This window comes from Roseibium sp. RKSG952 (assembly GCF_009711355.1).
Map to the genome: position 1 here is coordinate 1 of NZ_SMMF01000475.1, position 1225 is coordinate 1225.

A 1225-nucleotide genomic window follows, 5' to 3' on the forward strand; every position below is an offset into this window, starting at 1 on the left:
CACCTTTTCCTCGTCGGTCAGGTTCGCCGAGACGTCAATGATCTCGTTGGCCTGATCAATGAAGGCCTGATTGATGACGGTTCCGATCAGGTCCTGGCTGACGTCAATCACATCACCGGCCTGATAGTCGACGCCGTTGACGGTGACGGCATTGTCCAGTGTGATCGTTTGCTCGTCGAAGTTCAGGACCGACCCGGCATAGGCGTCGCTGAAGAAGGCTGCAGGGTCAGGGATGGTGCTGGAACTGTCCGCCGTGCCATCAGCGCCCTGATCCACAGTAAAGCCTTCGACCGTCTGCCAGTGCGGCGTCAGGAAGGTCTGTTCGACGACCGGGTCTTCCGGGTCGAGCGGTATGTTTTCCGGCGTCCAGCGGGTGATGTCGTTGATTTCGGTTGGATTGGGGTTCACCGGCTCGTAACCGGTGGTGTCCTCGTATCCGTTTTCCTGATTGGAACCATCTTCGGCGCGCAAGGACAGCAGGTCTTCCGCCGCATCGATCCCGACCGAAGCCTCGACGGAGCCGTCGTCTTCCATGGAAAAGCCGAGGCGCTCCACCATGACTTCCTCATAGAGCTCGGCCTGGTCCGGGAACAGGTCCTGCAAGACCGTGATGGCCGCGTAGCTCATGGCTTTGGCCTGATCCTCTTCCGTCCCGGTGACCCGGACATTGTCGCCCTCCTGGTCAAGAGACACCCGCACGGCGGTGTCGTCGTAGGAAGACCAGGCATCATACATCGCGGTGTGGACCATTGCGAAAGCGCGCGCCGAAATGGTCGGGCCAACTTCCGTGCTGGTGTCGATCAGTGCCTGCTGAACAACGCGATCCCAGACCACGCTGATTGACGGATCCGCGTCATTCACGGTCATGACGTAGTCCTGATCGGCTGCCTCGATCAGCAGCGGATCCTCGACGTCTGCGCCGTAATACTGTTCAAGCTCTGCCGCGGTATAGCTTTCATCGGTGAATTCGATGGTTTCGAAGTTTTCGGCAACCATTTCCTCGCCGGTAAAGCGGTCGATGATGGTGACTTCAGTGTCGTCGACAGCGATGTCGACTTCTCCGATCGAGGCGTTGAGCAAGAGCTGGTCGGCGCCGGCCCCGCCGTCGACCGTATCGACAAAATCGTCCAGTGTGATGATGTCATCGCCAGCACCGGTGTCCGCAGCGCCATCGTCGGGTGGAGCAACACCACCTCCGCCGCCAGCACCTGCACCGCCGCCAGCA

1 protein-coding gene is annotated in these 1225 nt (G+C 59.9%); it reads right to left on the minus strand.

The window, feature by feature from the left end; translation table 11 throughout:
* Positions 1 to 1225, minus strand: a 1225-nt coding sequence (locus tag E1297_RS48955) for a DUF6851 domain-containing protein (protein WP_368669430.1), incomplete at both ends; no start/stop codon positions are given.